This is a genomic window from Megasphaera stantonii (genome assembly GCF_025567065.1).
Classification (GTDB): domain Bacteria; phylum Bacillota; class Negativicutes; order Veillonellales; family Megasphaeraceae; genus Megasphaera; species Megasphaera stantonii.
In genome coordinates, this window is sequence record NZ_JAOQKD010000002.1 from 119,324 (window position 1) to 129,331 (window position 10,008).

Below are 10,008 nucleotides of genomic sequence, written 5' to 3' on the forward strand. Positions count from 1 at the left end.
CCTCAATTCCTGTTATTTCCAAAGAAAGGGCGGATAGGCGTCCAAATCGTTCCGCAAAAACCGGGCTAATAACGACGCCTGCAGGAACGGAACCAATCCCCAGGAAATCTTTTCCTTTATATAGGGATGAGTCAATTCTTCTTTTTTGCGTTCCTGCCATTTGGCAATCACTTTCTTGCGCCCCGATTCGTTTAACATGACCGCCCCGTTGCTCTCGGCGTCGAAGTCCCCGGCATCGACGACCTTTTTATTGATCAAGGACAGGACAAAGCGGTCCGCAACGGGAGCCCGCAATTCTTCCATCACATCCAGAGCCAGCGAAACGCGGCCCGGCCGGTCGACGTGCATAAATCCAGCGTAAGCATCCAGGCCAACCGTCTCCAACGCACTGGCTACGTCGTTGGACAATACGGCATACATAAAGGACAAAAGGGCATTGACGCGGTTCAATGGCGGCCGGCGCGAGCGTATGCCAAACGTAAAATCGTCTTTCTGATTTAAAATCATGTCGTCAAAACAGGAAAAATACAAAGCCTGCGCGCTGCCTTCAAAGCCTCTCAGCGTATCCAAAGCAGACGCGCCCCGAACTTTTTCCAGCATATCCGTCAGCTGCTGGGAACAAGCCTGCAGACGCCTGCCGTCCAACCGGTGCTCATACTGCCGAATATATCGTTCCATGACCCATTTTTCGTTGTATACTTTAGCCGCAATGATGTTGCGGACAATATCCAATGATTGGGCCGGATCATCAGCTACGCGGTACTGCGTCCGCCGCAGCAGGATATTTCCCTTGCTGCTTCCCTGAATCTGGGCAATAAGGCGTCCCTGCGGTGACATGTAGGCAATGCCGATTCCATATTCCATACACCGTTCCATGAGCTGCGGGCTCATTCCCAAATACGTAAACAGTACAATGTCCTGCAAATTATGGAGGGGATAACGGGCCAATGTTTTCTGCTGTTCCCGGACGACGATATTCTCTCCCTGCGTCGCTAAATACACGTCAGGCTTCGTGATATACAATGTATTTAGTAGCTTTCTCATTCTCCCAACGTCCTCTCTACGTACGAGCGGGCCGATTCTAATTTCTGCAGTCCCGGAAGGCAGATATCCTGCAGCGAACAAGCCCGGCACTTTGCGCTTTTCCGCACCTTCGGCGTATAGCCCTGCCGGTAGTACTTATTCATTTCGGCAGCCATATTCCTGACCGTTGCCCGCAGCTCGTCCGTAAATTCGACTTTCTCCCGCCGGCGCGTTTCAAAGTAAAATACCGCACCTTGGGAGACGCGGACTTCCATCATTTCTTCCAGGCACATAGCCTGCGCCGTAAGCTGCAGTATGTCGCTTTCTATCGTCTTCGGCTTCCCCCGCTTGTATTCCACGGGGTATACGATAAAGCAGGCGCCGTATTTGCTGAAGTAAGCTCCGCCCTCGTCTTCTATCAGCTCTACAGCGTCGCACACGCCTTGTATTCCCAACTCGTGAGACACGACAGGCAAGGAGCGCAGCACGCGCTTCTTGCCCATCTTTTCATCGCTCAGCCCTTCATCTACCAATGTATGCTTAATCGCTCCGTCGACGGTAAAGTAGTTTTCCGCCCATTGCTGCTCAATGTGGATGAGGGCCCATTGCCGGCGGCAGAAAGAAAAATGCTGCAGGCCGGCAAGCTGCAAATATTCAGTTTCGTTTCGTTGTCCTACGTTTTTCATCATATACCGTCTTCAATTTCTAATGTCAGACCCTTTTGCCGATACAGGTTCAGCCGTTCTTCATCTACAGACACGACGTAATCAGAAAAATCATGGACTTTGTCATCGGCCGGAGCCTGCGCCTGTACGAGTTGGTGAATCTTCGCCGACGAGGCGATCCCTAAGGCATTGGGATGGACAAACCAATACAATTTCTCTACAGCCATACTGCCTTCGGGACGAGCCGACGACATATCATTTTCAAACAAGGACAACAGGGCCTGCCGAATCAGCTGGGCGTCCTCGTCGGAAAAGCCTGTCCGCTGCGCAAAATAGCAGTTCATGCTGCCCGTAATCTTATATACGCCGAAATCTACAAAATGCTTCGTTCCCATCGTATCGGCCGACCGCTTTCCACTTTCCGAGGCCATGCCGTTCGTGCTTCTCGTAATCTGCATAGTAATCACATCGACAGGGGACAGGCTTTTTCCCAGGCTGACAGACACGGGACCCCGGATGCCCAACGACTGCTTTTTTTGGAAGGTCATAACCTGTCCGAAGCTTCGCACGTCGATCCACCGCCGGCATGCCTCCGCAGCAACGTCTTCAACAGTCTCTTTTGACGTAAAATGAGCCTTGTACCGTTCTTCCAATGACTTGCAGGCATCATCTACCCGATCGTTGGCCTGTACGAAAATTTCCTGTCCCATGTCCTGAAGCCTGTTGCGTATTTTTCGTTTGATGCAGACATCGGATATTTCCCCATAGCCTTCATAATCGGTACGAGGCATGTTTCCCAACAAGGGGTCGCCGTTAGGATTTGCCTGCCGTACCGATACAAACAACACAAAATCTATTTTCTTCGTCAAGCTGCTCATACCGCCGTTCCTCCTTCTTGCCGCTGCGCGTCAGATGTTTCGTCTTTTTTCGTATAAAATTGCTGCTGCTGATAATAATAGCCTAATATAAAATCAGAATTAGCCGTCTTCTCATGATGCTGCCCGTCCCCTTCATATTCCATAATTTCAGTATACAGCTCAGCCAATATCTTCTCAAAATAGACCTTGTATCCTGGCTTCTGCTTGCTCAGGATGGCCTTACAATACTGGGTCCGCTCTTCTAAAATAGAAATCGTCCGATACGGGCGATGTATCATGGAGGACCACAAGCGCGCCGCGTTGGTAACCCGCAGGTTGGAGTTTTCCTTTTTCTTTTCTTCGCCGCCGCTTTTACTTTCCAAGGCCGCCGTTTCCATTTTTTCATACACGGACAACAATCGCCCGTAGGCAAAGCTTCGCTTGTCCATACGCAGTATCGCTCCTTTATCGTTCAATACGGGAACCTTCTGATCCCACATCCCATGATCCCAATAATATTTCTTGACGATGCCGCAGCCCATCAGCAGGGCCTGGGGCCAGTATTTCCTATAGGACTGACGGTTCGTAAGGCGGAAAAACGCCGTTCGCATCATATCGGCCGGCAAGGGTTTTCTTTCCAGGATACAGGGCAGCAGCCGTTCAATAGCCGCCCGCCGTACCTTATCGTTCGCGCAGATAATCCCCTGCTCCGTTTCCTGGCCGTACAGGAAATGGACGACAGAATACACCGACGGCGTTTTCAACACGAAGGCTTTCTTTTTTGCCGACCATCCGGGCCATTTCATGCTTTCGTACCAAGCCTCGGCCCGCTGCTTTATGTCGGACTTGGGAAACGCGCGGAAATACTTTACGGCCATCCTGCCGTTATTGACCTTTTCCAGTACGAGAACGCAGAAGTAGTTATCGAAAATCTCGTCTCCGGCATCTTTCTTGCCGGCAAAATACTGGGCGATGGTCTTGCTATCTTTCCCATGCAGTACCTCTTCTTCCGTGCGCCGTATGGGGACAGGCTCTGCGGCGATTTCTCCCATGACGACGCTTTCGAGGATATCATCCTTCTCCTCTTCTTCCATGTCCTTCATGATCGGAGCGCCGCCTAAGGGCAAATCTCCGGTCATCCACGAAACGACGTTGGCGCCGCCGCCGATATACTCGCTGTACCGCTTCGTATCCAATAAGTATTTCAGCATGTTATGAATTCGCTGCGACGTTTCATAGCCCAGGTGAAAGACTTGCTCCCCCTTGGTAAAGCGCCCTATGTACGCTTCCTTATGATTGCTGATACCTATCAGCTTCGCCGTACCGACGACGCCGCGATGGGACGACACGCAGTACATGGGAAGGCCGGAAACGTCGCATGTTTCCACAGGCTTATCGCGGTTTGTATACTGCACATAGTCTATAAAAAATCGATGGAGCTCCCGATTCTGCGAAACCGATACGGCTCCGTCGCTGCGTTCTACGGCAAAGGTAATGAACAAATCTTCCAGAGAAATTTGCCGTGTTTTACCTTTCCCCTTTTCTTCTTCCTGCCAGGAGACGACCTCTCCTTCGACGTCGTAGGCCTGCTCGCCGCAGCAGATTTGGACCGTCCGCAGCACGTCCCGTCGGACAGTCCCCGACATGAGGTAGGTACATATGCTTTGGAAATCGTCATTGCGATGGCATTGCTCATACTCCCATAGGTCCTGAAGCTGTTTCATGTATAAGCTGTGGCGGGCGCCCTTCTTTTTTTCTACAGGCGCAAGATAAGAAAACTCGTCGCACAGCAAATGGGGGCAGTCGTTGGCCGTGCGGATAAGGGACCCCTCCGACACAGGAAAAACCGTATATTCGCCTTTCGTCAAAAAGCGGCCCTGCAAAAACATCCCGTCCCGGCTGATGGTCAGCTGCACGATATCTTCGCCCCGGCTCTGGCGGCTCGAGTGGTACAGCGGCAGCAGCATAGGCTCTGATTCTTTCCACACGTCGACTAATCCCGCCGCTTCAGCAGCGTTATACGTCTGAAGCAGCGCCTGAAGCAGATTCATCGGCCATTCCTCCCTCCTCGTCATATAAGGCCCATTGCTCGTCAACGGGCATATACATATCCTCCGTAAATTCCTTGACATGGTAATCGCGGAGCTCATGGCGGATCAGGCATTCTTCCGGCCGTATAAATGTAATGACCCCGTCGTCCATAACGATCGGCGCAAACTGCGAATACAGCGTGCCGGCAAGGCTTCCCTTTTTCATCCGCTCCTGATAGGAAAAGGAATGGAACATGATGCCGAAGGACATCTTTCCCGAAAATGGCGTCGTCAGCCCTTCGTATTCGCTGGCCCGCAGCCGTTCTACTTCGCCGATGCATTCCCTCGTCCCCAGGAAGATGTCGTGCCGCCCGCCGCGTTTCATCGAGCGCAGCAAGATTTGCTCGTGCTTCTTTTCATTCCGATCCTTCGCCATATCCGGCCGGTCGGCCCACTCAAAATGAAATTTCACAGCGTAGGCCACGTCTTTTAAATACGTATAATAGCTCAAATCCTTCTTTCCGTTCAGCATGGGCACGAGTATGTTCTTCGTCTCCGTTTGAATCGGCTTCAATACTTTGACTTCGTCGACTACATACCGCAGCGTCGGCTTCCAGTACACGGCTTCGACGATGCCCTGCAGGGCCTGGGCCGTCGGAACTTGATAGGTAAATTTTTCCCCATTCGCCTTGCTCATCGGGTCGGTGAACAACGCATAGGGGCCGCTTATCTTCATATAAAATGGGTTGGATTGAAACATAGATCTTTTCTCCTTATGCAAGTTAAAAAATGAGTTCGCTCCATTCTCCCTTCGTCAAGCCAAACTCTTCGTCGTATCCTTCCGGATCCAACAGGTATATGCCCAGCTCGGGTATGACCTGCACGTATTCCTTCATGTCGTACATGCCGACAGTATATCGCTGCAGCTTCTGCAGCACAGGCTTCAGCGCGGCGAAATCCGGATGGCCGTCGTCGCCGATGAATGCAAAGACTTCGTCTATCAGCTCCTCGTTCTTGTACGGAACGATGACGGTCTTTTCCTTGTTATCGATAAGCTGAAAGGCATCCGCCGCCGTTTTAAACCGCTGCCTCAGAAGATACGGAACAGAGGAGCCATGTCCTATGCGGTATTGCGCTGCCATATCCCGATTTTCGGACAGCATCTGCAGCAGCGTCTGGGAAAACGGGCCGTCCTGCACCGGATAGTCCAGAGCTTGCCGATTCTTCTGATATAAACGCCGAAAATATTCGTCTAGGCACGCCCCTATATCCAACGCTTCTTCTTCGCCCTTCGATCCATATACCTTGCGCAGCGCTTCCAGAGACGCCTCCCGTTCCTTCTGCAGAACGGGCATCTTTTCCAGCGTTTCATCCATATACATAAACAAATAGACCCGTCCGGGGGCCTTCCGTTTTCCATCGCGGTTGCACCGTCCGCCGGCCTGCAGCACGCCGTCCAAGCTGGTCAACGAACGATATACGATGTCAAAATCGATATTAACGCCTGCGGCAATTAAGTTCGTACTCACGCAAATCAACGGCGTCTGCCTCGAACCGTCCCGCAGCTTCTGCAATTCCTCTTTCATGCGCGTAATGCGCTCCAGCCGATGGGCCGCGCATAAATTCGTCGTCAAATACCAGCATTCCCCAGGCCGGTCATGCTCGTCGAGCCAATCGGCTATCGCGTCGTATACTTTGCGCACGGCCTTTTTCGTATTGACGATAATCAAGGCGCTTTTTTCCTGCTCCAGCTGCGTCATGACATGGGCGACGAGCTGCTCCGTAGATAAAAATTGGGTAAAGCGATCGCCCAAAAGAGAATAAAACTGAGCCCGTGCAAAAAACGGCGCTGTCATGAGACGCCTGTCGACTAACGCGACGGAACTTCCCTTTTCGTCCTTTTCATATATGCAGGGGTAGTTCAAAACCCCTTCATCGTCCAGCCCTGGCGGAGTCGCCGTACAGTGAATAATCGTCGCGCCCATCATATGGGTCAGGAAATTCATCATTAAGTTATACAGATGTACGCACGTCACTGGGAGTGACTGTATTTCATCAATGATGATGACAGAATGTATCAGCTTGGAAAACCGCCTCAAGCACGCCGACTGCCCCTTGAACAGCGTATTGCTGAGCTGTACCAGCGTCGTCAGTATAACCGGCGATTCCCAGCTTTCCCTCAGATATTCGGCGCCGTCGTATTCGTCCTCTTCTCCCTCGAAACCGTCGGAGACGACGCTGCTGTGATGCTCCAGCACGTGTTCCTTTCCGATAATATCCTGAATATCCTTGGCGTTTTGTTCCAACACAGACAAAAACGCCGTCGCATATATGATTCTCCGGTCATGAAACATACGGGCGTGGTGCAGGGCATAGCGAAGAGAGGCGTTCGTCTTGCCCGCCCCTACTGGCAGCGACAGCTTGTAACAGCCATCTTTTGTCTTCACTGCTGCCGCATACACTTCATCAGCCATTGCCGTGCGTACTTGGTTCAGTAAAGACGGATTCTTGGCTTGATGAAATTGGTCATATAGATGTTCTACGTTGCCGCTCATTTGCTTCCAAACAGCGTCTAATTCATCTTCTTCGTATACGTGATGTTTTTCTTCCATGGCCCAGTTCGCCGCATCATATACATCTGCTTCCTTTAATATGCTCGTCAATAACCGAACAGTAGCTCCGAAATAAAACAAGCTGGCCTGACGCCGACTGGCTGCATCCTGCGCAACGGCCTTTCCCGATTTCCCAAGCATGCGCTGAATGGCCTTATGCCAATCCATCCATTCAGCAAACCCCTTCTGATACAACTGAAAAAGGGATGTCTTAAACCATTTTCCGGCCCAGCCGTCCAATACCTGGATAAAGGATGTCAGCTCTTCATGATCAGCAATAAGGCGCTCATTTTCTTTCAGCCTCTTTTCTGTCCAGCAGCAGACGGTGCCGTCTTCCATTTCCTTGAGCACGTCGTATAATCCATGGTGAGCCAGAATAGGATATATGAGAAATTCATTATATATGCCGTACCATCGATACGTATCGGCAGAAACGGAATTCTTTACATACTTATACAATACATACTGGACATAACAAGCTCCGACGCCGGCGTGATCTCCGCCTGACGCCGCTTCGCCGCGGATATATTTCTGCCAATCACGATTTACCTTTCCCGCATCATGAAGAAGGCCGATAAGAATGCAGACAGATTCCAGCCCAAGAGACTTACCTATACGAGCCATATACTCAGCCGTATTCCTCGCGTGGTCTTTTATATACTGCCCTTTTTTCAGTTCTGCATCCCAGTGCGCCAGCAGCAAATCCCATTCGATATCCATAGCGTCCCGATCCCAAAAAATAATTAGTTGTAACTACATATTCCGTTTCATTTCTATACTATTGATTATACCATACCTTCAAGATAGATACCTAATAAAAAATATCTACATATAGTATTTTGATTTATTATGTATAATATTTTGCTAGCCTTGAACTGACAATACATCTAATGCTGTCATATGATTTCCATCCACACCCTCACGCAGAGGGTGACGAATATTACGATACTTCATCACAATATGGAGAGATATTTCAATCCACACCCTCACGCGGAGGATGACGTTGCTAAATGATACATTTGACATGGAGACATCCATTTCAATCCACATCCCCACACGGAGGATGACCGTCCTCTTTATCTTTGACTGAGCATTTTAAGCGATTTCAATCCACATCCCCACACGGAGGATGACTTTCTCCATGAACGACAATCCGCGAGCCCTTATGATTTCAATCCACATCCCCACACGGAGGATGACGTACATATTTCCAAATCTCCATCGGCTGCGAAAGATTTCAATCCACATCCCCACACGGAGGATGACCGCTGCATTTGGTATATCTTATTCCGAAATACAGCATATATAGAACTTGATGCAACTTTATCCAGCTGATTTGCTGAAAATCGCTGTCTATTTCGACAACATATTACTTGTTTGAGTGCGAATCTCTCCTCAATATATCCGATACTTGCAATTCGCACTTACCCATGTATTAAAGTATATAATCGTATTCACTAACTGAATTATGCGATTTTCCGAGGATTGTTTCCGATACCATATCCCTAATGGAACATAAAAGAGGATATCTAATCCAGTAAACAGATAGCTCAGACAACGTCTATCTCCACTCTTTTTCCAGTAGGAAATCGCGAATATTTCGGTGATTGATGCCGTCCCGACTCATGTCAAACTCGTCCAACGTAAGAACGTATTTAGGATAATTGTCCCGAACTCGCTCATAAACGCCAAATTCTTGTTGAATCGTTTCCTCTGACGCCAACAAGTAGGCGACCTGGATATACAGCCGATTACCTTGCGATTCACAGATAAAATCAACTTCTTTATCGCCAACTTTACCTACGGTTACAACATACCCACGGCGCAGTAGCTCTAAATAGACGATATTTTCCAATACCAAATTAATATCTCGCTGATTGCCGCCAAACACGGCCTCCCGCACGCCGTGATCGGCCACATAGTATTTTTCGTTCACCGTAAGAATTTTCTTCCCCCGGAGATCTTGCCGCTTCACTTGATAAAACAAAAAAGCGTCAGTACAGGCTTTCAAATATCCTAAAACTGTTTCCGGCGATACGGACCGCCCTTCGCTCTTCAAATACTTGGAAATAGCCGTAGATGAAAAGGTAGTGCCGATGTTGGCCGTCACATAGGCGATAATCCGCTCCAGCATATCTACGTCGCGAACTTTATTGCGTTGAACAATATCTTTAAGCTCCACAGAGTTAAATAAATCCTGCAAATACTGACGGCAAGCAGTTTCTTCATATCGCAGGTTGGCTAAATACGGCATCCCTCCAGCAGTGAGATAACGATTGAAACAAGTTCTGACATCTGCGTCCGGAAAAATAGTACGGTACAGCTGAATGAATTCATCAAACGAAAAGGGATAGATGACGAACTCCACATATCGCCCAGCCAAATACGTAGCCAGCTCGCCGGAGAGCAGCTTGGCATTAGATCCGGTAATATAAATATCGCAGTCTAACTCCACCCGGAAGGAATTGATACATGTTTCCCAGTCCTGCACTTCTTGGATTTCATCAAAAAAGAGATATACCTTTCCTGAAAGCTGTGCCGCCCTGCCGATGATTTCATCATGAAGGGCCTGAGCAGTACAAAGACTGGCATTGCTCATATTTTCAAAGTTAATAGAGATAAACTGAGAAGGATCCACACCGGACGCCGTTATCTCCTCCTGAATCAGTTCCAGCATAACAGACTTTCCACAGCGCCGAATACCCGTTAGTACTTTGACCAAATCGCTTCCGATAAACGGCCGAATACGGCTCATGTACGCCTCCCGCTTAATCATGCCTTTCCCCTCCCTTTCTATAGCAAAACCATAATAACACAGATA

7 protein-coding genes are annotated in these 10,008 nt (G+C 49.4%); all 7 read right to left on the reverse strand.

What is annotated here, in order from left to right; genetic code table 11:
* Nucleotides 1-12: 12 nt before the first annotated feature.
* On the reverse strand, nucleotides 13-1,044 hold the full coding sequence (gene cas1c, locus OCV58_RS02570) for a type I-C CRISPR-associated endonuclease Cas1c (RefSeq protein WP_154876855.1): 1,032 nt from the start codon (nucleotides 1,042-1,044) through the stop codon (nucleotides 13-15).
* A complete protein-coding gene (gene cas4, locus OCV58_RS02575) occupies nucleotides 1,041-1,712 on the reverse strand; it encodes a CRISPR-associated protein Cas4 (RefSeq protein ID WP_232818808.1) in 672 nt (223 codons plus the stop codon). The genes cas1c and cas4 overlap by 4 nt, the downstream gene beginning before the upstream one ends.
* Nucleotides 1,709-2,566, reverse strand: coding sequence for a type I-C CRISPR-associated protein Cas7/Csd2 (cas7c, locus tag OCV58_RS02580; RefSeq protein WP_154876856.1), 858 nt, complete (start codon nucleotides 2,564-2,566; stop codon nucleotides 1,709-1,711). The genes cas4 and cas7c overlap by 4 nt, the downstream gene beginning before the upstream one ends.
* Nucleotides 2,563-4,596, reverse strand: coding sequence for a type I-C CRISPR-associated protein Cas8c/Csd1 (cas8c, locus tag OCV58_RS02585; RefSeq protein WP_267312759.1), 2,034 nt, complete (start codon nucleotides 4,594-4,596; stop codon nucleotides 2,563-2,565). The genes cas7c and cas8c overlap by 4 nt, the downstream gene beginning before the upstream one ends.
* Nucleotides 4,562-5,335, reverse strand: a complete 774-nt coding sequence (gene cas5c, locus OCV58_RS02590) for a type I-C CRISPR-associated protein Cas5c (protein ID WP_154876858.1) — start codon at nucleotides 5,333-5,335, stop codon at nucleotides 4,562-4,564. The genes cas8c and cas5c overlap by 35 nt, the downstream gene beginning before the upstream one ends.
* Nucleotides 5,336-5,357: 22 nt before the next feature.
* Nucleotides 5,358-7,907 (reverse strand): CRISPR-associated endonuclease Cas3'', encoded by a 2,550-nt coding sequence (locus OCV58_RS02595; RefSeq protein ID WP_154876859.1) that lies wholly within the window; start codon nucleotides 7,905-7,907, stop codon nucleotides 5,358-5,360.
* A gap of 841 nt (nucleotides 7,908-8,748) precedes the next feature.
* On the reverse strand, nucleotides 8,749-9,963 hold the full coding sequence (locus tag OCV58_RS02600) for an ATP-binding protein (RefSeq protein ID WP_154876860.1): 1,215 nt from the start codon (nucleotides 9,961-9,963) through the stop codon (nucleotides 8,749-8,751).
* Nucleotides 9,964-10,008: the final 45 nt, after the last annotated feature.